The 22,282-nt window shown below is 70.2% G+C and carries 18 protein-coding genes and 1 rRNA gene; 9 read left to right on the forward strand and 10 right to left on the reverse strand.

Going from position 1 to position 22,282, the window contains the following annotated elements; all coding sequences use genetic code 11:
* Positions 1-79 precede the first annotated feature (79 nt).
* Positions 80-196 (forward strand): 5S ribosomal RNA (gene rrf, locus RM1_RS19735).
* Positions 197-462: 266 nt separating this feature from the next.
* Here rrf and RM1_RS19740 read toward each other — a convergent pair.
* From RM1_RS19740 to RM1_RS19755, 4 genes are all read right to left on the reverse strand, one after another.
* Complete coding sequence (locus tag RM1_RS19740) at positions 463-774, reverse strand: antibiotic biosynthesis monooxygenase family protein (RefSeq protein WP_072753417.1); 312 nt, start codon at positions 772-774, stop codon at positions 463-465.
* 26 nt (positions 775-800) lie between these two features.
* Positions 801-1,694, reverse strand: coding sequence for a hypothetical protein (locus RM1_RS19745; protein WP_218019730.1), 894 nt, complete (start codon positions 1,692-1,694; stop codon positions 801-803).
* Positions 1,695-1,777: 83 nt separating this feature from the next.
* Positions 1,778-2,140, reverse strand: a complete 363-nt coding sequence (locus RM1_RS19750; protein ID WP_072753461.1) for an MmcQ/YjbR family DNA-binding protein — start codon at positions 2,138-2,140, stop codon at positions 1,778-1,780.
* 52 nt (positions 2,141-2,192) lie between these two features.
* Complete coding sequence (locus RM1_RS19755; protein WP_072753418.1) at positions 2,193-3,752, reverse strand: adenylate/guanylate cyclase domain-containing protein; 1,560 nt, start codon at positions 3,750-3,752, stop codon at positions 2,193-2,195.
* 93 nt (positions 3,753-3,845) lie between these two features.
* Between RM1_RS19755 and nucS the strand changes: the two genes are divergently transcribed.
* Positions 3,846-4,520 carry an endonuclease NucS gene (nucS, locus tag RM1_RS19760; protein WP_027499760.1) on the forward strand — a complete coding sequence of 225 codons (675 nt, stop codon included), beginning with the start codon at positions 3,846-3,848 and terminating at the stop codon, positions 4,518-4,520.
* A 20-nt stretch (positions 4,521-4,540) separates the two neighbouring features.
* Positions 4,541-4,843: an Rv1322 family protein gene (locus tag RM1_RS19765; RefSeq protein ID WP_072753419.1), complete on the forward strand. Its 303-nt coding sequence runs from the start codon at positions 4,541-4,543 to the stop codon at positions 4,841-4,843.
* Here RM1_RS19765 and RM1_RS19770 read toward each other — a convergent pair.
* Positions 4,824-5,792 (reverse strand): coiled-coil domain-containing protein, encoded by a 969-nt coding sequence (locus tag RM1_RS19770; protein WP_072753462.1) that lies wholly within the window; start codon positions 5,790-5,792, stop codon positions 4,824-4,826. The two genes, RM1_RS19765 and RM1_RS19770, sit on opposite strands and share 20 nt — an antisense overlap.
* 82 nt (positions 5,793-5,874) lie before the next feature.
* On the reverse strand, positions 5,875-6,354 hold the full coding sequence (mce, locus tag RM1_RS19775; protein ID WP_072753420.1) for a methylmalonyl-CoA epimerase: 480 nt from the start codon (positions 6,352-6,354) through the stop codon (positions 5,875-5,877).
* 90 nt (positions 6,355-6,444) lie between these two features.
* Between mce and RM1_RS19780 the strand changes: the two genes are divergently transcribed.
* The 3 genes from RM1_RS19780 to RM1_RS19790 all read left to right on the forward strand — a co-directional run bounded on the left by RM1_RS19780 (position 6,445) and on the right by RM1_RS19790 (position 9,048).
* Entirely contained in the window at positions 6,445-7,638 is a 1,194-nt protein-coding gene (locus RM1_RS19780; protein ID WP_072753421.1) for an acetyl-CoA C-acetyltransferase, read from the forward strand.
* Positions 7,639-7,717: 79 nt separating this feature from the next.
* Positions 7,718-8,080, forward strand: a complete 363-nt coding sequence (locus RM1_RS19785) for a DUF3817 domain-containing protein (protein ID WP_037175514.1) — start codon at positions 7,718-7,720, stop codon at positions 8,078-8,080.
* 80 nt (positions 8,081-8,160) lie between these two features.
* A complete protein-coding gene (locus RM1_RS19790; RefSeq protein ID WP_072753422.1) occupies positions 8,161-9,048 on the forward strand; it encodes a tetratricopeptide repeat protein in 888 nt (295 codons plus the stop codon).
* Between the two features lie 3 nt (positions 9,049-9,051).
* Here the strand turns inward: RM1_RS19790 and RM1_RS19795 are convergent, their stop codons facing one another.
* From RM1_RS19795 to RM1_RS19805, 3 genes are read right to left on the reverse strand one after another with little or no spacing between them, the layout of a single operon-like run.
* The gene (locus tag RM1_RS19795) at positions 9,052-10,482 is read right to left on the reverse strand and encodes a neutral zinc metallopeptidase (protein WP_072753423.1); all 1,431 of its coding nucleotides are present in this window, start codon (positions 10,480-10,482) and stop codon (positions 9,052-9,054) included.
* Positions 10,482-12,686: a 1,4-alpha-glucan branching protein GlgB gene (gene glgB, locus RM1_RS19800; RefSeq protein ID WP_072753424.1), complete on the reverse strand. Its 2,205-nt coding sequence runs from the start codon at positions 12,684-12,686 to the stop codon at positions 10,482-10,484. The genes RM1_RS19795 and glgB overlap by 1 nt, the downstream gene beginning before the upstream one ends.
* Positions 12,683-14,689, reverse strand: coding sequence for an alpha-1,4-glucan--maltose-1-phosphate maltosyltransferase (locus RM1_RS19805; protein WP_072753425.1), 2,007 nt, complete (start codon positions 14,687-14,689; stop codon positions 12,683-12,685). Before RM1_RS19805 ends, glgB begins: the two co-directional genes overlap by 4 nt.
* Before the next feature lie 130 nt (positions 14,690-14,819).
* On the opposite strand from RM1_RS19805, the gene glgP reads away from it, so the two are divergent.
* From glgP to RM1_RS19820, 3 genes are all read left to right on the forward strand, one after another.
* Positions 14,820-17,408, forward strand: coding sequence for an alpha-glucan family phosphorylase (gene glgP / locus RM1_RS19810; RefSeq protein ID WP_072753426.1), 2,589 nt, complete (start codon positions 14,820-14,822; stop codon positions 17,406-17,408).
* A 78-nt stretch (positions 17,409-17,486) separates the two neighbouring features.
* Positions 17,487-18,905 carry a DUF2252 domain-containing protein gene (locus RM1_RS19815; protein WP_072753427.1) on the forward strand — a complete coding sequence of 473 codons (1,419 nt, stop codon included), beginning with the start codon at positions 17,487-17,489 and terminating at the stop codon, positions 18,903-18,905.
* The gene (locus tag RM1_RS19820) at positions 18,874-20,229 is read left to right on the forward strand and encodes a diacylglycerol/lipid kinase family protein (protein WP_072753428.1); all 1,356 of its coding nucleotides are present in this window, start codon (positions 18,874-18,876) and stop codon (positions 20,227-20,229) included. The genes RM1_RS19815 and RM1_RS19820 overlap by 32 nt, the downstream gene beginning before the upstream one ends.
* A 16-nt stretch (positions 20,230-20,245) precedes the next feature.
* On the opposite strand, the gene RM1_RS19825 is transcribed toward RM1_RS19820, so the two are convergent.
* Positions 20,246-22,276: an ATP-dependent DNA helicase gene (locus RM1_RS19825; RefSeq protein ID WP_027499773.1), complete on the reverse strand. Its 2,031-nt coding sequence runs from the start codon at positions 22,274-22,276 to the stop codon at positions 20,246-20,248.
* Positions 22,277-22,282: the final 6 nt, after the last annotated feature.

A 22,282-nucleotide genomic window follows, 5' to 3' on the forward strand; every position in this document is an offset into this window, starting at 1 on the left:
GTTTGTTTCATGAACCGGAAGATTGAATCCAAATCTGATTTGGTTTCTGACCAGGTTCCGTGTGAAAATTTCACAGAGTTACGGCGGCCATAGCGGAGGGGAAACGCCCGGCCCCATTCCGAACCCGGAAGCTAAGCCCTCCAGCGCCGATGGTACTGCACTCGACAGGGTGTGGGAGAGTAGGACACCGCCGAACATAAATTGCGAATGCCTCGCATCACAGTCTTGAAAGAGACTGCGATGCGAGGCATTTCGCATTTCCAGGGGACAAACACACCACACCACCACGCACCCGTGAGCTCCGGCCCGACCGCCGAGTGTGCACCTACCGACCTCCCCACCCGGCCGATGCCCCGACAACTGCACACTCGACACCGCCCGCGGGCCGGCCGAGTGTGCACCTACCGACCTCCGCACCCGGCGGATGCCCCGACAACTGCACACTCGACGCCAGGGCAGAGCTCAGCTGGTGGTTCGCTCGGCGAATTCGACCTGCTCATAGTGCTCGACGGTCGGGAAGGGGTCGTAGAAGTCGTGCAGTAGCGAGCGCCACTGCTCGTAGTGCGGTGACTTCCTGAACCCCTCGACGTGGTCTTCCAGGCTGTCCCACTCCACCAGCAGCAGGTACGTGCCGGGGCGTTCGATGCATCGCGACAGCGTGAGCCGCCGAAATCCGGCCATGCTCGAGATGATCGATCTGGCCAGGCCGAAGGCTGCCTCGAACTCGGTACTGCGACCGGACTTCACGTGCAGGACGGCATGTTCGAGGATCATCACAGCATCCTCGCAGGGGAGCTCTCTCAGAGCCCGCCATTGAGGAAGGCCAGGAGCGCCGGTGCCGGATCCGCGGCGGTGGTCGTGTTCGCCACCGCGACGACGAGCACGCCAAGCGACAACAACGCCGAGAGCGCACTGACCGTCCCCAGCACGCGCCTGGTGCTCTTGTCGGACGCCCCCGTTGCCCCGGTCAGTTTCCAGAACACCACACTCAGGCCGATGAGGACGGCGGCCATGACCGCGGCGATCGCGGCCATCGCCACGTGATACCGAGCAAAGTCGCTGACCATCACCTCGAGGGCAGGCGGGGCCTCGCCACCCGCACTCAGTGGGTCGGCCAGGTGCTGCCTGACCTGACCGAGCGTCACCGCGAGCTCTCCATCGGTTTCGCCGACCGGCAGCATCGACATCAGCGAGGAGAACGGCGCGACGGCACCTTGGACGTTGGCCATCACCAGCACCAACGAGAACAGCGCGAGCATCGAGACCACCACGCCTGCCGACGCGAGGGCGGCCTGCTTTCCCGCTTCCAGGCCGCCGGCCCGCAGGAATGCCCTCCAGAGAAGTACGCCGAGCGTGACGAGCACGGTCAGCAGGATCGCGGCGATCACGGCCTTCGCCACGTGATACCGGAACCAGTAGTCGACAACGGCCTCCATGCCGGGGGAGAAGTCCCCGTCGCCCGAACTCCAATACTCGACGAACGCCACGCGGACGGCCTCGACCAGGCTTCCCTGGTCGAAGAGGCCCCCGCCCGGCTTGCTCCCCGCCAGCACGCGCGGAGCGAGGACGAACGCGGCGGCGAGGGCCGCGGTGAGGGCGACGAGGACTGCGAGTGCGCGACCGGAGACACCGGTGGATCGCGATGCGGGGGTGTGTGACGAGGTTCCTTCGGCGTGTGTCGGCGCGGGTGTCATGATCCGCATTCAACCAGCCGGACCGGGCCCGTGCGGGCCGGTCGATCTGGTCTCGCTGATGCTCGCCGGAACAGCCATCGGGTCTACTCGTCGTAGAGGCTGCCGAACTCGTGTGTTTCGAGGAGTCGCTTGGGTGCGGTCAGACACCAGGCCTCGGTGACCAGTTCCAGCAGTTCGTCGGCGTCGATCTTCGCCAGCTGCACCACGACCCACCCGAACTGGCTGGTGGTGAACTGGACCTCGAACACCTCGGGACGCTCGGCCACCAGCGCGATCTGCTCGTCGAGCGTCAGTTTGAGTCCGACGGTCTCCGTCTTCTCCCACACGTAGCCGAAGCCCTTGCCGCGGACCTTGAGCGCTATCCAGCTGTCGCCGCCACCGCGACTCTGCTCGGCCTCGGGCAGCGTCTCCAACATCGTCAGGAACTCGTCGACAGTCACACCCATGTCCCACATGTACCAGAGCTCACCGACAGCTCAGCACACGACGGGGAGCCCGCTATGGCGTCGGCCGGGTTGGGGTCGCCAAGCGGGTGGCGGCATTGCGTCCGCGGAGGATCACGGAGTCGCCGAGTTCCCACAGCCGGGACTCGGCGGTCGCAGCGCGCTGTACGGCGCGATCGGAGGCGACGAGCGCGCCGTCGATCGTCTTGGCCAGCTCGGACAGCCGGGCGGCCTCGTTCACCGGATCCCCGATGACGGTGTACTCGAATCGCTTACGGGCCCCGATGTTCCCGGCGACGGCGGTGCCTGCGGCGACCCCGATCGCGGCGCTGCAGTCCGGCACCTCGACGAGGAGCCGGGCCCGGATGGCGCGGGCCGCGGCGAGCGCGCTGCCCGCGGGGTCCGGGATCTCGGCGGGCGCTCCGAAGATGGCGAGTGCGGCGTCGCCCTCGAACTTGTTGATCAGGCCGTCGTGTCGGTCCACCTCGTCGACCACGACGTCGAAGAAGCGATTGAGCAGGTCGACGACCTCCTTCGGAGGCCGGGATGCGGCGAGCTCGGTTGACCCGATCAGGTCGATGAAGAAGACCGCGATCTCGCGCTCCTCTCCGCCGAGCTCCGGATTGCGCTTGATGGCGGCCTCGGCCACCTCGTGGCCCACGTGCCTGCCGAAGAGCTCCTGGATGCGCTCGCGCTCGCGCAGGCCCTCCGCCATCCGGTTGAAACCACTCTGCAGCTCGCCGAGCTCGGTGCCGTCGTAGACGACCACCCGGGTGTCGAGCTCGCCGTGTTCGACGCGCTTCATGGCAGCCCGGACCGCGCGGATGGGCGCGACGGTGGCTCCCACACCGAGCAGGGTCAGCAGCAGCCCGAAGATCAGGGTGATGGCGCCGAGCGCGAGGATGGAGACCGCCAGTTGATTCACGTCGACGTGGTCGGGGCGGATGAAGCTGAAGACGGCGATCAGCATCAGGCCCGCCACCGGGACCCCGGTGCCCAGGGTCCAGGCCAGCATGTTGCGGCCGGTCACGCCCGCGATGCGCACCCGGCGCGGGTCGCCCGCCTCGAGGGCGCGCGCCGCCGCGGGGCGCAGCGAGAACTCGCTGAGCAGGTAGCTGAACGCGCAGACCGTGACCCCGCCCATGGCGATGGTGAAGGCGACCTTGGGGATGGTCTCGGGGTCGATCAGCCCATAGCTGACCGTGAAGAGGACGAGCCCGAGGGCCCACAGGAGGGCCTGCATCCGGGTCAGGCGCCACGGCATCGCCAGCGCCGCCGCGGCCTCCTCCCTGGTCGGTTCCCGGTTCTCGATGGCCCACCGCAGGTCCTTCGTCGCGCGGAGGGTGCCCCACAGGACCCCGACCGCGACGGCCAGCGCGATGTAGACCGGACCGATCACCGCGTTGACGATCAGGTAGTCGAGGTCGTAGATGTTCGGGCCGGGCACGACGATGGTGATCAACGCGCCGACCACCAGCGCGCCGATCAGGTTGGACAGCACCAGACTTGCGGTCAGCAGCACCTGGACGCGGATCCGGCGGTGGCGCGGGCTCTCGTCCGGCGCGCCGAGTAACCGCGAGCCCAGCGGCGCGATCGAGCGGAACGGGAGCGGCATGGTCGCTTCAGCGTAGTGGGTCGGCCGGCCCGCGACCCGGCGTGGCGTGGCGGGTCTGCGGCCCGCGCCGATGGGTGCTCTAGGGTGTTCCGAGTGCGCCTCGTGATTGCCAGCTGCCATGTCGACTACGTCGGTCGTCTCACCGCACACCTGCCGAAGGCGCGCAGGCTCCTACTGGTCAAGTCGGACGGTTCGGTGAGCATCCATGCGGACGACCGTGCGTACAAGCCGCTGAACTGGATGAGCCCGCCGTGCTGGCTCGTCGAGAACGACGGCGAGGAGGGCACCCAGCTGTGGGTGGTCACCAACAAGGCGGGCGAGGAGCTGCGGATCACGATCCACGAGGTCGAGCACGATTCCTCGCACGAACTGGGCGTCGACCCGGGCCTGATCAAGGACGGGGTCGAGTCGCACCTGCAGGAACTGCTGGCCGAGCATGTCGAAACGCTCGGTCCCGGCTACACCCTGGTTCGGCGTGAATACATGACGGCGATCGGCCCGGTTGACCTGCTCGTCCGCGACGCGGACGGTGCCTCGGTCGCCGTGGAGATCAAGCGTCGCGGTGAGATCGACGGTGTCGAACAGCTGACCCGGTACCTGGAACTGATGAACCGCGATCCGCTGCTCGCGCCCGTGACCGGGGTGTTCGCCGCCCAGCAGATCAAGCCGCAGGCGCGGACCCTCGCCGAGGATCGCGGGATCCGCTGCCTGACACTCGATTACGACGCACTGCGGGGGACCGAGAGCACCGAGTTCCGGCTGTTCTGATCGAAATCTAGGCTGTAGTCATGCCCCGACGGAACCAGCGATACCGCACTGACCGGCCGATGCCTGCCGGCGGCCACGAGTCGCGGATCGATTCGGGGCCTGCGGGATACGACGACGAGCGGTACCTGGTGCGTCCGGTGCCGGGGTCGCGCGCCACCAAGACCTATCGCTGCCCCGGCTGTGATCACGAGATCCGGCCCGGGGTCCCGCACCTGGTGGCCTGGCCTGCGGATGAACTCGGCGGGGCCGAGGACCGCAGGCACTGGCACACCGGGTGCTGGAACGGGCGCGGGTCGCGGGGGATCACCCGACGTTGGTCTTGACCGACTCCTCGGACTTCGCGGAATCCTCGGACTTCTCCGACGCCTCGGGGGCGTCGTCGCCGCTCTCGTCCTCGTCCGGGGTATTGCGTCCGGTCGAGTCGCCCGCCCCGTCGAGCAGTTCGCCCTCGCGGTTGACCGAGGCGAGCATGGCGGGCACCGAGTCGAGCTGTCCACGGATTCCCAGGAGCTGAGCCAGGACCCGGCCGCGGAGCACGCGGAGCTCCTCGGCGAGCTCCTTCGCGTGGGCGATCCGCTTCTCGGCCTGCTCGGTGGCGGTCTGCAGTCGCCTGCGGGCCTCGTTGGTGGCGTCCGTGAGCCTGCGCTCGGCCTCGGCCTTGCTGGTGGCCTCGAGCTCGTTGACCGCGCTGACGACCTTGGTGCGACGCTCGCTCATGGTGATCTCGAAGTCCTGCTGGACCGCGTTGCGCCGGGCCTCGGAGTCCGCCTGGAGCGCGGCGACCTCGGACTGTGCCTTCTCGACGAGGCGAGCGGCCTCGGTGCGGGCGGTCGCCATGGTCTGCGTGTGCTCGACCTCCATGGCATTCCTGCGGTCCTCGAGCTCGGCGAGCAGGCCCTCGTACTTGCCACGCAGCGCGGCGCCGTCCTGCTCGGCGATGGACACCATCTCGGCGGCTTCGGACTGGGCCGTGGCTCGCACCTCCGAGGCCTCGTCGGAGGCGAGGCGGAGCATCCGGGAGATGCGCTCGCTCATGCCCTCCGCGGTGGTCGGCGGAACGGACAGGCGGTCGACGTCCTTGCGCAGGTCGTCGATCTCGTCGCGGGAGTCCTCCAGCTGCTGGGCGAGGTCCCGGGCCTGCGCCGCCGCCGCATCACGATCGGTCGCGGTGACCCGGAGTTCCGCGTCGAAGCGCTCGAAGTAGTTGCGTACCTCGTCGCGGTCGTAGCCCTTCCTCACGATGTTGAAGGGCAGTTGGATCTCGTTGGGCATGGTCATAACTTACCGTCGCTCCGGTGTGATGTGGTCGACGCGCTCGGGCGAACCACTGTGCTGAAAGGGGGTTGGCGCAGTATCAGTGTGCCGGGTTTGCGGCCGGTTCGACGAGCTCGACCAGCACGCCGCCCGCGTCCTTGGGATGCAGGAAGTTGATCCGCGAGTCCGCGGTGCCGCGGCGCGGGGCGTCGTAGAGCAGCCGGACGCCGCCGGCACGCAGGCGCTCGGAGATCGCGTCGAGGTCGCTGACCCGGTAGGCGAGCTGCTGCAGGCCGGGGCCGCTGCGGGCGATGAACTTGGCGATGGTCGAGTCGTCGTTGAGCGGGGCGAGCAGCTGGATCGCGGTGGCGCCCGCCGGGCTACCGGGGACGGACAGCATGGCCTCGCGGACGCCCTGCTCCTCGTTGACCTCTTCGTGCGTGGACACCAGGCCGAGGTGCTCGCCGTACCAGGCGATGGCGGCGTCGAGATCGGGCACCGCGATGCCGACGTGGTCGATGGCCGTCACCAGGTCGGAAGCGAGTACGGCGGCGGCAGCGTTGGGAGCGGAGTTCGTCATGTCGATGACGGTAGCGCTACCGTCTTTGTAGTTCTCTTTGGGATGTGACTTTTGGTCGCTGACCACCCGTGTTGACCGTTGGAGGAAGCCGTGAGCAGTTCAGTCATCGTCGCCGGAGCCCGGACCCCGGTTGGCCGTTTGCTCGGCTCGCTCAAGGACTTCTCGGGATCCGATCTGGGCGGCATCGCGATCAAGGGTGCCCTGGAGAAGGCGGGCGTGGCGCCGGAGCAGGTGCAGTACGTGATCATGGGCCAGGTGCTGACCGCGGGCGCCGGTCAGATGCCTGCCAGGCAGGCCGCCGTGGCGGCCGGCATCCCGATGGACGTGCCCGCGTTGTCGATCAACAAGGTGTGCCTGTCGGGCGTCGACGCGATCGCGCTGGCGGATCAGCTGATCCGGGCCGGGGAGTTCGACGTCGTGGTCGCCGGCGGTCAGGAGTCCATGTCGCGGGCGCCGCACATGCTGGAGAAGAGCCGTGAGGGCTTCAAGTACGGCGACGTGACCCTGCGCGACCACATGGCCTACGACGGCCTGCACGACATCTTCACCGACCAGCCGATGGGCAACCTGACCGAGCAGCGCAACCAGGCCGACGACCAGCGGATCAGTCGTGAGGCGCAGGACGCGTTCGCGGCGGCCTCGCACCAGAACGCGGCGCGGGCCTGGAAGGACGGGCTCTTCGAGGCTGAGGTCGTCCCCGTGTCGATCCCGCAGCGCAGGGGCGAGCCGGTCGTGTTCGCCGAGGACGAGGGCATCCGCGCCGACACCACGGTCGAGTCGCTCGGCAAGCTCCGTCCCGCGTTCAGCAAGGACGGCACCGTCACCGCGGGCTCGGCCTCGCAGATCTCGGACGGCGCCGCCGCGGTGGTCGTGATGAGCAAGACCAAGGCGCAGGAGCTGGGCCTGAGCTGGATCGCCGAGATCGGCGCGCACGGCGTGGTGGCCGGCCCCGACTCGACGCTGCAGTCGCAGCCGGCGCGCGCGATCGCCAAGGCCTGCGCGAAGGAGGGCATCGATCCGAAGGACCTGGACCTGGTGGAGATCAACGAGGCGTTCGCCGCCGTCGGCATCGCTTCGACCACGGAACTGGGCCTCGACGAGTCGAAGGTCAACGTGAACGGTGGGGCGATCGCGATCGGGCATCCGCTGGGGATGTCGGGTGCGCGGATCGCGTTGCACCTGGCGCTCGAACTGGGCCGTCGCGGCGGTGGCGTCGGCGTGGCCGCGCTGTGTGGCGGTGGCGGTCAGGGCGACGCCCTGATCATCCGCGTCCCCGAGCAGTAGGTAGCCGAGGGCGGCGCCCGCGGTCGAGATCGCGGCCTCAACTACGGGGTGTCGTAGTACGTCGGGCACAATGGGGCCCATGGCGAACATCTTCGATCTCAGCACGTGGGCCAAGCGTTTCCGTTTCGTGGCGGTCCTGGAGGCGATCACCTGGCTCGGCCTGCTGATCGGCATGGCCTTCAAGTACCTGCCCGCGGACGGCAACGAGATCGGCGTGAAGATCTTCGGCCCCATCCACGGCGCCGTCTTCGTGCTGTACGTCCTGGTGGCGATCGTCACCGCGAAGAAGCTCTCCTGGTCGCTGGTGACCACCTTCTGGGCGCTGGTCGCGAGCGTCCCGCCGTTCGGCACGATCGTGTTCGAGGCATGGGCCGTGCGCACGGGCCGCCTCGCGGAGCTCTCGGCCGACAACGCCAAGGAACCGGCACCCGCGCTGAGCTGAGCCGTCGATCGTGACAAACTGAACATGTGACTCGACCCGGTTCCCGACCCTCACGTCCATCGGCCGCGGCGGCAGCCGCCATGTCCGGCGCGGTGGACCTGTCCGCCCTCAAGGAACGGGCGCAGGCCGCGCCCGCAGGCCCGCAGGCCGCGAACGGCGTGAGTGCCGCGCCCGCGGCGGTCGTCGCGGTGACCGAGGCCAACTTCGAGGCCGAGGTGCTCGCCCGCTCGACCCAGGTCCCCGTCGTCGTCGAGCTGGTCGCGGCGTCGATGCCTGCCTCCGCGGTGTTCTCCGCGACTCTGGATTCGCTGGCCGCGGCAGGCAATGGGTCGTGGGTGCTGGCCCGGGTGAACGTCGACAGCGATCCCCGGATCGCGCAGGCGTTCGGCGTGCAGGCACTGCCCGCTGTGGTCGCGGTCGCGGCGGGACGCCCGCTGGCGGATTTCGACGGCGACGAGCCGCAGCTCGGACAGTGGATCGACGCCGTGCTGCAGGCGACCGCGGGCAAGCTCTCCGGCCCGCAGCAGTCCGAGGGCGAGGCGGAAGCCGAGGAGCCCGAGGACCCGCGGTTCGTCGCGGCGGAGACCGCGCTGAGCGAGGGTGATCTGGCCGGCGCCGAGGCCGCCTACCAGGTGATCCTCGACGCGGAGCCCGCGAACCCGCAGGCGCTCGGTGCGATCCGGCAGGTCCGCTTCATCGCCCGCGTGCAGGACCTCGACCCCGACGCTGTCGCGCGGGCCGACGCCGAGCCCGCCGACGTGGCCGCCCAGCTCGACGCGGCCGACATGGATCTGTACAGCCAGCAGCCCGAGGCGGCCTTCGCCCGTCTCATCGAGACGATCCGCCGCACCGCGGGCGACGAGCGGAACGCCGCCAGGACCCGACTGCTCGAGCTGTTCGAGCTGTTCGACCCCGCCGATCCGATCGTGATCGCGGCCCGCCGCAAGCTGGCGTCCGCCCTCTACTAGAACCTATCCGTAGCGGTTCTCGCAGGCCTGCTCGCCGCCCAGCACCCCCGAGCGGAAGGCGTCCACCCGGGCGAAGCCGCTCGGCACGGTGTTCCCGTTCACGTCGCTGGCCATCAGCCCGTCGGTCAGCAGCCCGGACACCGCCTCGTCGAGGTCGCCGGGGGAGAGCGTCAGCCCACCGGCCTTGCCCACCGCGGTCGCCGCGGTCCACGCGCCGGACAGGCAGGCCGCCCGCACCGCGGTCTTGGCCTCGGTCAGCGACTTGTCCGCGTGCGCCTGCGCGGCCAGCGTGAAGCGCGAGGCCACCAGGACGTAGGCGCCGAAGTCACCGCGCACGTCGGAGGCGAACTCGTCACCGGACTCGGGGTTGGGGGTACCGCGCTCGATCAGTTCGGGCAGCGAGACGCCGATCGTGTTCGTCGCGGGGCAGTAGGAGACCGGTTCGGTGGTCTCCGCGTCGGGACACCCGGTGTCGGCTCCGGCGAAGTCGACGGACGGCTTTGCCGGCAGGTCGAACAGCGCCTGCAGCGAGTCCACCGTCAGCCGCACGGACTCCTCGGTGACCGGCATCTCGCCGGTGTCGCCCTCGGTGGTGAACTGCTGGGGCAGCTCGGCTTGCCTGGACACCACGTCGGCCTCGTCGATTTTCGTGCAGGACTTGGCGCCGTCCGTGAAGCCGATCTGGAACGCGGTGATCCGCTCGAAGGCCGAGCCGTGCACCGATTCCGGGTCGTTCGGGTCGCTGTCGCGCACCGCGACCATCGCCGCCATCACCGAGTTGAGCCCGTCGGATGTGTTGAGCGTGAAGTGCTTCGAATCGCCCTCCGCGACGTGCCGCATGTAGGCCCCGGCGAAGCAGTCCGCCTGCTGCTCGAGCACCAGTGTCAGGTCGTCATCGCCCGCGAGTCCCGACGCGTACTGGACCGCGTGCCCGTACTCGTGCGCCATGACCATCACCACGGACATCGGGCCGAAGGTCTCGATGAGCGAGGGCAGCAGCACGGTGCGGTCCCAGCCGATGGAGCCGTCGCGGGTGCAGTAGCCGGCGTTGGCGAAGCCGTGGGTGTTGTCGCCGCAGAACGTCGGAGCCTGCGCGCGATCCGCATCCGGGTCCCAGGAGAGCAGGTCGGTGACGGGCCTGAAGTCGCCGCTGAACACCCGGGGGTACTCGGACTGCCAGAAGTCCGCGATGTCGTCCACGGCGTTGGTGGCCAGCACGTCGGCCGCGGAGCCGTCGGCGCCGCGAACCGGGAGCCGGGCGTCGGGCACGCCCTCGCGGGGGCCGCTGGGGCCGGAGGTCGCGGGCAGGCCCGCCACCGTGAACGGATTGTCGTAGATCGACACGGCGCGGCCGTCGATCGCCCCGGAGCAGCCAGCGACGAGCGTCGCGAGTGCGACGAGCGAGGCGAAGGCGAGCACGGGGCGACGGCGCATCAGCCACGCTCCAGGCTCAGCCAGATCGCACCGTTCTGGGGCAGCGCGACCGACGCGGACGCCGGTCGTCCGTGCCAGGGCTGCAGTGTCGCGTCCACGGCTCCGAAATTACCCATCCCGGCGCCGCGATAGGCGTCGGCATCGGTGTTGAGGATCTCGACCCACCGGCCGGGCTCGGGCAGGCCGACCCGGTACTCCGAGTGAGCGGAGCCGGAGAAGTTGAACAGGCACGCCACGATCGACCCGTCGGACCCGTACCGCAGGAAACTGAGCACGTTGTTCTCGGTGTCGTTGGCGTCGATCCAGGAGTACCCGCCTGGGGAGTTGTCCAGCGTCCACAGCGCCGGGTGGCGCCGATAGGTGGCGTTGAGATCGCGGACCAGCGCGAGGATCCCGCGGTGCAGCTCGCCGACGTATCCCTCGTCCAGCTGATGCCAGTCGAGCCCGCGCTCCTCCGACCACTCGGTGCGCTGGCCGTACTCCTGACCCATGAACAGCAGCTGCTTGCCGGGGTGCGACCACATGTACGCCAGCAGGGTGCGCAGGCCTGCGGCCCTGGCGAAGTCGTCGCCGGGCATCCGGGTCCACAGCGTGCCCTTGCCGTGCACCACCTCGTCGTGGCTGATGGGGAGCAGGTAGCACTCGCTCCACGCGTACATCAGCGAGAACGTGATCTCGTGGTGGTGGAAGCTGCGATGCACGGGGTCTCGGCCGAGGTAGCCGAGGGTGTCGTGCATCCAGCCCATGTTCCACTTCATGCTGAATCCGAGGCCCCCGACATTGGTGGTGCGGGTGACGCCCGGCCACGCGGTGGACTCCTCCGCGATGGTGACGACGCCGCGGTGCTGTCGGTGCACGGTCGCGTTCATCTCCTGAAGGAACGCCACGGCCTCCAGGTTCTCCCGCCCACCGTGGATGTTCGGGGTCCAGCCGCCGTCGGGTCGCGAGTAGTCGAGGTAGAGCATCGAGGCGACCGCGTCCACGCGCAGCCCGTCGATGTGGAACTCCTCGATCCAGAACAGCGCGTTGGCGACGAGGAAGTTGCGCACCTCCCGCCGACCGAAGTCGAAGACGTAGGTGCCCCAGTCCAATTGCTCGCCGCGATGGGGATCGGCGTGCTCGTAGAGCGGGGCGCCGTCGAACCGGGCCAGCGCCCAGTCGTCCTTCGGGAAGTGCGCGGGCACCCAGTCGACGATGACACCGATGCCGGCGAGGTGCATCCGGTCCACGAAGGCGCGGAAGTCGTCGGGGGAGCCGAACCGGGCGGTCGGGGCGTAGTAGGACGTGACCTGGTAGCCCCAGGATCCGCCGTACGGGTGCTCGGCCACCGGGAGCAGTTCGACATGGGTGAACCCCTGCTCGACGACATAGGCGGACAGCTGCTCGGCGAGCTCGAGATAGCTCAGGCCGGGACGCCAGGACCCCAGATGCACCTCGTACACGCTCATCGGGGCCAGGTTCGGGTCGGTGCGCGCGCGGACGGCCATCCATTCGGCGTCGGCCCACCGGTGCGTGCTCACGCCGACCACCGAGGCCGTGCGCGGCGGCACCTCGGTGGCGAACGCCATCGGGTCGGCCTTCTCCCGGACGGAGCCGTCGCTGCCGTGCACCAGGAACTTGTACAGCTCGCCGGGGCCGACACCGGGGACGAACACCTCCCAGACGCCGCTGGACCCGAGCATGCGCATCGGCGCGGTGCGCCCGCCCCAGCCGTCGAAGTCGCCGATCACCGCGACGCCCCGCGCCGAGGGCGCCCACACCGCGAAGGAGGTGCCTGCCACCTCGCCGTCCGGGGTGGTGTAGCTGCGTGGGTGCGCGCCGAGGATCTCCCACAGCCGTTCGTGTCTGCCCTCGCCGAACAGGTGCATGTCGAGTTCCCCGAGGGTCGGCAGGAACCGGTAGCCGTCCGCGGTGACGATGGTGTGTCCGCCGGGATACTCGACCACCAGCCGGTAGTCGATGAGGTCCTCGACGGGCACGACCGCGCTGAACAGACCGTCGGAGACCGGCTGCAGGGGGTGGTCGACGCCCCCGATGCGGGCCGACACCTCGTGCGCGTTGGGGCGCAACGCCCGGATCACGGTACCGCCGGGACGCGAGTGTGCACCGAGGACCGAGTGCGGGTTGTGGTGGGTGCCCTCGGCGAGCCTGGCCAGGTCGGTGGGTGCGGGCGCCGCGACCTGCGCGACCCGATCCGCGCTCATGTCGTCGGCGCGCGGTGGGCGAGGGGTATCCGCGCGGGGTAGGGGACGGCGGGCAGCGCGAGGATGTGGGCCACCGCGCGCCAGGGTTCGAGTCGGATGAAATTGGCCTGGCCCCACTGGTACTGCTCGCCGGTGACCTCGTCCAGCACGGTCAGGTGATCCTGCCAGTCGCGCCCGAGAGCAGGCATGTCGAGCCAGATGGTGCCCTGCTCCGCCCCGTAGGGGTTGAGGTTCACGATCGTCAGTACGGCGTCGCCGGTGGTCGGGTCGAACTTGGAGTACGCGATCAGCGCGTCGTTGTCGGTGTGGTGGAACGTGATGTTGCGCAGCTGCTGCAGCGCGGGGTGGGCGCGGCGGATCCGGTTCAGGGTGGCCAGCCAGGGCTCAAGCGACTCACCCCTGGCGCGCGCGCCGTCGAAGTCGCGGGGGCGCAGCTCGTACTTCTCGGAGTCGAGGTACTCCTCGCTGCCCGGGTGCAGCGGAACATGTTCGTACAGTTCGTATCCGGAGTAGACGCCCCAGGTCGGCGACAGCGTCGCGGCCAGTGCGGCGCGCAGCGCGAACATGCCGGGACCGCCCTGCTGCAGGCTCTCGTGCAGGATGTCCGGGGTGTTGACGAACAGGTTCGGCCTGGCCTCGTCGGCCTTGCGCGCGATCTCGAGCCCGAACTCGGTGAGCTCGTGCTTGTTCACCCGCCAGGTGAAGTAGGTGTAGGACTGGGTGAATCCGCGTTTGGCCAGGCCGTACATCCGGGCGGGACGGGTGAAGGCCTCGGAGAGGAACAGCACGTCCGGATCTGACCGCTTCACCTCCGCGATCAGCCACTCCCAGAAGTCCGGTGGCTTGGTGTGCGGGTTGTCGACCCGAAAGATCTTGACGCCGTTCTTGATCCAGAACCGCACCACCCGCAGCACCTCGGCGTAGATGCCCTCGGGGTCGTCGTCGAAGTTGACCGGGTAGATGTCCTGGTACTTCTTCGGCGGGTTCTCGGCGTACGCGATGGTGCCGTCTGGCAGCACCGTGAACCACTCCGGATGCTGCTGTGCCCACGGGTGATCGGGCGCGCACTGCAGGGCCAGGTCGAGCGCGACCTCGAGCCGCAGGCGGCGAGCCCTTGCGACGAAGTTCTTGAAGTCCTTGACGGTGCCCAGGCGGGGGTGCACGGCGTCGTGGCCGCCCTCCTCCGCGCCGATCGCCCACGGCGAACCGACGTCGTCGGGGGCCGGGGTCAGCGAATTGTTCGGCCCCTTGCGGTTCACCCGGCCGATCGGGTGGATCGGCGGCAGGTAGACGACGTCGAAGCCCATCGCGGCGATGCGCGGCAGGTCGTCCGCCGCGGTCGCGAAGGTGCCGTGCCTCGGGGTGCCGTCGGCGTCGCGGCCGCCGGTCGAGCGGGGGAAGAACTCGTACCAGGCGCCGACGAGGGCGCGTTTGCGGTCGACCCAGACCGGGATGCTGCGGCCCTTGGTGACCAGGTCGCGCAGCGGGTACACGCGCAGCAGTTCGGCGATGTCTGCCGCGAAGGCGGGAGCGACCCGGGCAGGCAGCTGCTGATCGCTGCGCAGGGCGGCGGCGACCGCGGCGCACCGCGGTCGGTCCCCTCGCGGCACGGCCCTGGCGGCCCGCTCGAACAGGCGGGCCCCGATCTCGAGGTCGTTGGCCAGCTCGGCGGCGCCCTGGCCGACCGACAGTTTGGCCTCCACGTTGTGCCGCCAGGTGGAGATCGGATCGCTCCAGCCCTCGACCCGGAAGCTCCACGCCCCGACACCGGTGGGCGTGAACACCGCCGCGAACGTGTCAGGTAACGGGCCGGGGGACATCGGGATCCGAATGGTGGCGTTCGACTCCGGCCCGCGCACGGCGAGGGTCGCCGCGACCGCGTCGTGTCCCTCGCGCCACACCGTCGCCGAGACCGGGAAGGTCTCGCCGACGACCGCCTTCGCGGGGTGGCGTCCCCCCGAGATCTCGGGGGCGACGTCATCGATGCCTATCCGCCCGGTCATGGATTAGACCTTACGGGTAGTTGTACGGGGAGCGCTGGCCGAATCTCGCGTCCCGCGCAACACGTCGATGGCTCGGGTCGCTCCGCGGCCGGCGCCCCCAAAAACGCCTGCGATGGGTAGTCTTCGCAGGGTGAAAGCCTTGCGTCGGTTCACCGTCCGTGCCCACCTTCCCGCCAGGCTGGCCGCCCTCGAGCAGCTGTCGACGAACCTGCGCTGGTCCTGGCATCCCGAGACCCAGGATCTGTTCGGCCGGATCGACCCCGCGCTGTGGACGCAGGTCCGCCACGACCCGATCCGGATGCTCGGCGAGGTGTCGCCCGCCCGCCTGGACGAGCTCGCGATCGACGGGGGCTTCGTGGCCGAGCTCGACCGGCTCGAGCGGGACCTGGACACCTATCTCGGCCAACCGCGCTGGTACCAGAACCAGCAGGCGAAGGGCGCCGACCTGGCAGGCGGGATCGCCTACTTCTCAATGGAGTTCGGCGTCAGCGAGGTGCTCCCGAACTACTCCGGCGGGCTCGGGATCCTGGCGGGCGACCACCTCAAGGCCGCCTCGGATCTCGGTGTGCCGCTGATCGGCGTCGGCCTCCTCTACCGGTCCGGGTACTTCCGTCAGTCGCTGACCGCCGATGGCTGGCAGGCGGAGCACTATCCCTCGCTCGACCCGCAGGGCCTGCCGCTGCGGCTGCTCTCCGAGCCCGGCTCTGGGGCGCCGGTGCTGTTGCGGGTGGCGATGCCGGGCAACCGGGTGCTCCGGGCCCGGGTGTGGATCGCCCAGGTGGGGCGGGTGCCGCTGCTGCTGCTCGACTCCGACATCGCCGAGAACGACCCGGAGCTGCGCGGGGTGACCGACCGCCTGTACGGCGGCGACCAGGACCACAGGATCAAGCAGGAGATCCTCGCGGGCATCGGCGGTGTGCGCGCGGTGCGCGCGTACACCCATTCGCTCGGGCTGGCCGACCCCGAGGTCTTCCACATGAACGAGGGCCACGCGGGTTTCCTCGGGGTGGAACGGATTCGGGAGCTGATCACCGGGTCCGGCCTCGACTTCGACTCCGCGCTGGCCGCGGTGCGCGCGGCCACCGTGTTCACCACGCACACCCCGGTGCCCGCGGGCATCGACCGGTTCCCGGTGGATCTCGTGCGGCACTACTTCGGCGGGGTCGGCGGCGAGAACGAGTCCGCCCTGCTGCCGGGGCTGACGGTGGACCGGATCATCGACCTCGGCCGCGAGAACGACCCGTCGGTGTTCAACATGGCGCACATGGGCCTGCGCCTCGGCCAGCGCGCGAACGGTGTCTCGAAGCTGCACGGGATCGTCAGCAGGGAGATGTTCAGCGGCCTGTGGCCGGGATTCGACGCCGCGGAGGTCCCGATCGGCTCGGTGACCAACGGGGTGCACGCGCCGACCTGGGCCGCGCGGGAATGGATGGACCTGGCCCGCCGGGCCGTGGGGCCCGAGCTGGTCGAGGAGGCGCGCGGCTGGGAGCGGCTGCAGGAGATCGCGCCAGCCGACCTGTGGTCGACCCGAAACACGCTGCGCGAACAGCTGGTGCAGGAGGTTCGCAGGCGGGTGCGGGCGTCGTGGCTCGAGCGCGGCGCGACCGAGGCCGAACTCGGTTGGGTTTCGGGTGTTTTCGATCCCGAGGTGCTGACCGTCGGGTTCGCCCGCCGGGTCCCGACCTACAAGCGGCTGACGCTGATGCTGCGCGACCCGGACCGGCTGCGGGCGATGCTGCTCGACCCCGACCGGCCGGTGCAGCTCGTGGTGGCGGGCAAGAGTCACCCGGCCGACGAGGGCGGCAAGGCGCTGATCCAGCAGGTGGTGCGCTTCGCGGACGACCCCGACGTCCGGCACCGGATCGTGTTCCTGCCGGACTACGACATGTCGATGGCCCGGTACCTGTACTGGGGCTGCGACGTCTGGCTGAACAACCCGCTGCGCCCGTTGGAGGCCTGTGGCACGTCGGGGATGAAGTCGGCGCTCAACGGTGGGCTGAACCTGTCCATCCGCGACGGCTGGTGGGACGAGATGTACGACGGCGAGAACGGCTGGGCGATCCCCACCGCGGACGGCGTGACCGACGAGGTGCGCCGGGACGACCTCGAGGCAGGCGCGATGTACGAGCTGCTGGAGCGGTCGGTGCTGCCGAAGTTCTACGACCGCGACTCCGGCGGGGTCCCGGCCCGCTGGGTGCAGATGGTCCGGCACACCCTGCAGCACCTGGGCCCGAAGGTGTTGGCGTCGAGGATGGTTCGCGACTACGCCGTCGAGTACTACGCTCCCGCGGCCCGGTCCGCGCGGGCGGCGGTCGCGGACGGCTTCGCGGCGGCGCGGCAGGTGGCGGAGTACCGCGGCCGCGTCGAGGCGGCCTGGCCCGACGTGCAGGTGGTGCAGGTGGACAGCTCCGGGCTGCCGGACACCCCGGTGATCGGCGCGGACCTGTCGCTGCGCGCGTACCTGCGGCTGGCCGGGCTCGCGGTCGCCGAGGTCACCGTGCAGGCGGTGCTCGGCAGGGTCGGGGCGGACGAGGAACTGACCGACGTGGTCACCGTGCCGATGCGGCACGCAGGTTCGGACGAGCTCGGGGAGCTGTTCGTCGCCGACACCACGGTCCCGCATTCCGGCGCGGTCGGCTACACGGTGCGGGTGCTGCCGCACCACCCGCTGCTGGCCTCCGACGCCGAACTGGGCCTGATGGCGGTGCCGCACCTGTAGACCGGTTGCGGTGGGCCGCGCAGCAATCCGGCCACGGATGGGCGCGAACCCATGTGGAAACGGACTGCGGCGTGGACAATGAAAGCCGTGGCGCCGACAGCGGAATCGGGTGCACGCCCGAGCAGGGACGAGCGCGCGGAGCGAGGTCGCGCCGCGCGCAGGGAGACGCCGTTCGCGGCGCTCGCGGAGCACAACCCCGGAGCCGAGCGTGATCCGATCGGCCTGCTCGAGAAGCAGGCGGCGGCCCGGATCCCGCAGCTCGTCCCGGTTCGCTACGGGCGGATGGCGACCTCGGCCTTCGCCTTCTACCGCGGCGCCGCCCTCGTCATGGCGGACGACCTCTCGCGCACCCCGTCCACGGGCCTGAACACCCACCTGTGCGGGGACGCGCACCTGAGCAATTTCGGGATCTACGCGACCCCGGAACGCAGGCTGGCGTTCGACATCAACGACTTCGACGAGACCTATCCCGGTCCGTTCGAGTGGGACGTCAAGCGGTTGGTCGCGAGCCTCGAGGTCGCGTCGCGGGACACCGGATTCAGCCACAAGCAGCGCGCCAGGATCACCAGGGCGTGCGCCGCCGAGTACCGGGAGACGATGGCACTGCAGGCGGAGCGGGGCACCCTGGCGGTCTGGTACTCCCACATCGAGCCCACCGAGGAGCTGGTGGAGCTGGCCGATCAGCTGGACTCGTCGTCGAGCAAGCGAATGCGCAAGATGCTGGAGAAGTCGTGGAGCCGCGACAGCGTCCAGGCGCTGGGGAAGCTGACCACGGTGGTCGACGGCAGACGGACGATCCTCAGCAATCCGCCCCTTCTGGTCCCGCTCGAGGAGGTCTTCGCCGACGCGGATGCCGTCGAGCTGTATCGCGAACTGCGACACCGGCTGAGCGACTACAGCTCGACGCTGCAGTGGGATCGCCGGGTGCCGCTCCAGCAGTTCGAGTTGGTCCAGGTGGCTCGCAAGGTGGTCGGGGTCGGCAGCGTCGGTACGCGATCTTGGATCATCCTGTTGCGTGGCGTCGACGACGAGGACCCGCTGTTCCTGCAGGCCAAGGAGGCGGTGCCGTCGGTGCTGTCGGAGTACCTCGAGGGGCCCTCGTTCGAGAAGGAGGGCGAGCGGGTGGTCCACGGTCAGCGGCTGATGCAGGCCGCCAGCGACATCTTCCTCGGGTGGCAGCAGGGCGTCGGGGTGGACGGCGTGCGGCGCGACTACTATCTCCGGCAGTTGCGAGATGGTAAGGGATCAGCGGTGATCGAGGCGATGACGCCAACGGGAATGACACTGTACGGGCGCCTGTGCGGCCGCGCGCTGGCCTATGCGCACGCCCGCGCGGGCGACCGGATCGCGATCGCCGAGTACCTCGGGTCGAGCGACGAGTTCGACGAGGCCGTCGTGGCGTTCGCGCAGTCCTACGCCGCGCAGACCGCTCACGATCACGCGGCCTTGCTCAAGGCGATCGCCGATGGGCGGATCGTCGCGCGGTCCGGACTCTGACGTGGCCCGGTCGGTTGACCCGGGCCGGAACCGGCGCTGGTGGGCCAGAGCGGCGTTCGCCGCGGCCGTGTCCGCGGCCGTCGTCCCGATCGTGGCCGCGGGCCTGCTGAGCACGCTGGTGCTGCTGGCCACCGGCATCGGTGGGGTCGCGGTGATGATGGCCGCGCTTTACTGGTTCCTCACCCGCCGCGGGGTGCCGCGGTGGATCTGGCTGGGAGTTGCCGTGCTCGTACCGATCGCGGTGCTGTCCGCGTTCGTGAGCGCGAACCTGCTGTGGGTGGTGGTGGTCTCGTACGCGCTCGTGCTCCTCGCGGCCCTGTGCGCGCGCATCGCGCTGGAGGGCGACCGCGCGGAGTCCGTGGTGGACGAGCGCCCCGTCCCGCCGCCCCGGCACCCCTTCCTGGTGATGAACCCGCACTCGGGTGGCGGCAAGGTGGCCCGGTTCGATCTGCAGCGAAAGGCAGAGGAACTCGGCGCGGAGGTCGCCCTGCTCGAGGGGCCGGGGACCGTTGATGTCGAGGCGCTGGCCCGCGACGCGGTGCGCAGGGGAGCCGACCTGCTCGGGGTGGCGGGCGGGGACGGGACCCAGGCACTGGTCGCCGGGGTCGCGGCCGAACACGACCTGCCGTTCCTGGTGATCTGCGCGGGCACGCGCAATCACTTCGCGCTGGATCTCGGGCTCGATCGCGACGATCCGGCCGCGGGCCTCGATGCGTTGCGGGACGGCGTCGAGGTGCGCGTCGACCTCGGCGAGATCGGCGGGCGCACCTTCGTCAACAACGCCTCCTTCGGGGTGTACGCCGAGGTGGTGCAGAGTCCGGCCTACCGGGAGGACAAGACGGGGACCGTGCTCCGGATGCTGCCGGACCTGCTGGGCGGGAGCGCGGGGGCGCGACTGACCGCCCGCACGGGCGGCCTCACGGTCGAGGGCCCGCAGGCGGTGCTGGTGAGCAACGGCCCCTATCAGACGAGTGACCTCGCCGGCCTCGGCAGGCGGGCGCGCCTCGACCGCGGCGTCCTCGGGGTGGTGACGGTGGCGGTGGACGGCGCGCGCCAGGCCGTCGGCCTGCTCAATCGGGCGCACGAACGTGGCATGACCCAGCACACGGCCCTCGAGGTGACCGTCGATGCCGACGCGCAGGAGATACCGGTCGGCGTCGACGGCGAATCGCTCGTGCTGGCCACTCCGGTGCGGTGCACCGTGAGGCCGGGCGCACTGCGCGTGCGGCTGCCGAGGGACCGCCCCGGGGTGCCACCCTTCAAGGTGGCGGTCGACTGGGTTCGGCTTCGCGCTCTGGCGGGGTGGGCACACCGGCGGGTGTAGGCGACCGGCCGCGGGCTCAGCCTGCCGTCAGCCTCGCGAGCGCCTTGCGCACGACCTCGGGGTCGGAGGTCTCCCAGAAGGGCGGCAGCGAGGCGCGCAGGTAGCCGCCGTAGCGGGCAGTCGCGAGCCGCGAGTCCAGCATCGCGATCACGCCGCGGTCGTCGACGCTGCGCAGCAGCCGGCCAACGCCCTGCGCCAGCAGCAGCGCGGCGTGGTTTCCCGCCACCGAGAGGAAGCCGTTGCCGCCGCGGGACTCGACCGCGCGCTGACGTGCCACCAGCAGCGGATCGTCGGGCCGCGGGAACGGGATCCGGTCCAGGATCACCAGGCTCAGTGACGGGCCCGGCACGTCGACGCCCTGCCACAGCGACAGCGTGCCGAACAGCGAGGTGGCCTCGTCCTCGGCGAACGCGCGGACCAGCTGCCCGGTGGCGTCGTCGCCCTGGCACAGCACCGGGGTGTCGAGGCGCTTGCGCATGACCTCGGCGGCGGCCTTCGCGGCGCGCATCGAGGAGAACAGGCCGAGGGTGCGGCCGCCTGCCGCGGTCACCAGTTCGGCGATCTCGTCGAGGTAGCTCGGTGCCAGCCCGTCCCGGCCGGGGGCCGGTAGGTGCTTGGCGACGTACAGGATGCCGGCCTTGGCGTGGTCGAACGGCGAGCCGACGTCGAGGGAGTTCCACCGGAGGGCGGCCTCGTCCGATGGCGCCTCGGTGCCCGTCGCCATCGCCGGATCGACGCGGGTGCCGGACTCGGCGGGCAGGCCCCAGTTCACCGCGAGCCCGTCGAAGGATCCGCCGACCGTCAGGGTCGCGGAGGTGAGTACCACGGTCGACTCCGCGAACAGCCGCGAGCGCAGCAACCCGCCGACCGACAGGGGCGCCATCCGCACGAGCTTGCCCCTGCGCTCCTCGTCCGCGAGCCAGACCACGTCGCGGCGCTTGGCCGGGTCCGGTTCGTCGAAGGCGGTGAGCACTCGGACGGCGTTGTCGTGGACCTCGTCGACGGCGGCGAGCGCCGCGTTGCGGGCTGCGGCCGCCTCGGGGTCGGTGGCGCTCATCCCCGGCCGCGACGGACCGATCGCGGTGCGCACCGCCCAGGCCGCATCGCGGACGGCGGCCAGTGCGTGGCCCGCGCCGTCGGGCAGTGCCTCCCAGCGGCCGGCGTGCAGTTCCTCGAGCACCGCGTCCCAGCCCTCCGCGGAGGCCTCGAACCGGTCAGCATCCTGCTCCTCCACGAGCTTGACGCATCTGCGCGCTGCGGCGCTGATGGTCGACGGCGCCAGCTCGGCGGTTGCCACCCCCGTCACCCGGTCGACCAGTTCGTGCGCCTCGTCGATCACCACCACGTCGTGCTCCGGCAGCACGGCGATGCCGGTGATCGCGTCGATCGCGAGCATCGCGTGGTTGGTGACCACCACGTCGACCTTCGAGGCCTCGGTCCGCGCCCGCTCCGCGAAGCAGTCCTCGCCGACCGGGCAGCTCGACTTGCCGAGGCACTCGCGCGAGGTGACGCTCACCTGGCGCCAGGACTGATCGCTCACGCCGGGCACCAACTCGTCCCGGTCGCCGGTCTCGGTGTCGGAGGACCACTTGGTCAGCCGCTGCACCTCGCGGCCCAGCCGGGAGATCGCGAACGCGTCGAACAGCTCCGCGTTCTCCGGCTCCTCCGCAGCACCGGTGTGGATCTTGTTCAGGCACAGGTAGTTGTTGCGGCCCTTGAGGATCGCGAACTCCGGCCGCCTGCCGAGCGAGCCCGCGAGGGCATCGGACAGCCGGGGCAGGTCGCGGTCGACGAGCTGGCGCTGCAGCGCGATGGTGGCGGTGGAGATGACCACGGTGCGGCCGCTCTCGACGGCGTGCCGGAGGCTGGGCACCAGGTAGGCGAGCGACTTGCCGGTGCCGGTACCGGCCTGCACGGCGAGATGCTCCCCGGTGTCGATGGCGTGCGCCACCGCCGACGCCATGGTCAGCTGGTTGGTGCGTTCGGCGCCGCCCAACGCCTGCACCGCCACGGAGAGCAGGTCGGGCACGTTGGGGAGTTCAGGCACCGACCA

This window comes from Rhodococcus maanshanensis NBRC 100610, from assembly GCF_001894865.1.
Classification (GTDB): domain Bacteria; phylum Actinomycetota; class Actinomycetes; order Mycobacteriales; family Mycobacteriaceae; genus Rhodococcus_G; species Rhodococcus_G maanshanensis.

Bases quoted from the DNA above. Each gene is read 5' to 3' on its own strand.
- RM1_RS19740 (WP_072753417.1), bottom strand. From the start codon at position 774: ATGATCCTCGAACATGCCGTCCTGCACGTGAAGTCCGGTCGCAGTACC.
- RM1_RS19745 (WP_218019730.1), bottom strand. From the start codon at position 1,694: ATGACACCCGCGCCGACACACGCCGAAGGAACCTCGTCACACACCCCC.
- RM1_RS19750 (WP_072753461.1), bottom strand. From the start codon at position 2,140: ATGGGTGTGACTGTCGACGAGTTCCTGACGATGTTGGAGACGCTGCCC.
- RM1_RS19755 (WP_072753418.1), bottom strand. From the start codon at position 3,752: ATGCCGCTCCCGTTCCGCTCGATCGCGCCGCTGGGCTCGCGGTTACTC.
- RM1_RS19765 (WP_072753419.1), top strand. From the start codon at position 4,541: ATGCCCCGACGGAACCAGCGATACCGCACTGACCGGCCGATGCCTGCC.
- RM1_RS19770 (WP_072753462.1), bottom strand. From the start codon at position 5,792: ATGCCCAACGAGATCCAACTGCCCTTCAACATCGTGAGGAAGGGCTAC.
- mce (WP_072753420.1), bottom strand. From the start codon at position 6,354: ATGACGAACTCCGCTCCCAACGCTGCCGCCGCCGTACTCGCTTCCGAC.
- RM1_RS19785 (WP_037175514.1), top strand. From the start codon at position 7,718: ATGGCGAACATCTTCGATCTCAGCACGTGGGCCAAGCGTTTCCGTTTC.
- RM1_RS19790 (WP_072753422.1), top strand. From the start codon at position 8,161: ATGTCCGGCGCGGTGGACCTGTCCGCCCTCAAGGAACGGGCGCAGGCC.
- RM1_RS19795 (WP_072753423.1), bottom strand. From the start codon at position 10,482: ATGCGCCGTCGCCCCGTGCTCGCCTTCGCCTCGCTCGTCGCACTCGCG.
- glgB (WP_072753424.1), bottom strand. From the start codon at position 12,686: ATGAGCGCGGATCGGGTCGCGCAGGTCGCGGCGCCCGCACCCACCGAC.
- RM1_RS19805 (WP_072753425.1), bottom strand. From the start codon at position 14,689: ATGACCGGGCGGATAGGCATCGATGACGTCGCCCCCGAGATCTCGGGG.
- RM1_RS19815 (WP_072753427.1), top strand. From the start codon at position 17,487: ATGAAAGCCGTGGCGCCGACAGCGGAATCGGGTGCACGCCCGAGCAGG.
- RM1_RS19820 (WP_072753428.1), top strand. From the start codon at position 18,874: ATGGGCGGATCGTCGCGCGGTCCGGACTCTGACGTGGCCCGGTCGGTT.